This is a genomic window from Alcanivorax sp. UBA3183 (genome assembly GCF_002364155.1).
Taxonomy (GTDB): Bacteria; Pseudomonadota; Gammaproteobacteria; order Pseudomonadales; family Alcanivoracaceae; genus Alcanivorax; species Alcanivorax jadensis.
In genome coordinates, this window is the sequence record NZ_DEXN01000006.1 from 197,515 (window position 1) to 197,898 (window position 384).

Sequence of the window (384 nt, forward strand, 5' to 3'; positions counted from 1 at the left end):
CCCGATGGATTCCAATCAGTACGTCCACGCCACAGCGGAGCCCGCGCCTGACTATGCTGTAGGGACATGGACGGGCGGGCTAGGGCCATACGTTATGACGATGCATATCGCGGCGGATGGTTATGTGGATACCTGTCACTCGTGGAATCATCGCGACGCAGTAGGTAAGGCCAAATTGGTGGAAGAGAAGCTGTATTTTTCGGATGGCTCATTTGCCATGGTGAATGAGTCGCCCAGCGGAGTCACTGTTATCCCCCTGGGCGATGAAGATCACGCATCGGATTTCGTTAGAGATGAATCGCTAAGGTTGGCCGCGCCGCATTGCGAGGATTACTTTAGGAAGCAGTAAACAGAACCCAATACCAAGAAACCCGCTTCGGCGGG

Annotated in this window: 1 protein-coding gene; it reads left to right on the forward strand. The window is 54.4% G+C overall.

Annotated elements, in window-relative coordinates:
* Window positions 1–349 (forward strand): J517_1871 family lipoprotein (locus tag B3Q33_RS02320; protein ID WP_286826721.1); only part of this gene is annotated, 349 nt, incomplete at its 5' end.
* Window positions 350–384: the final 35 nt, after the last annotated feature.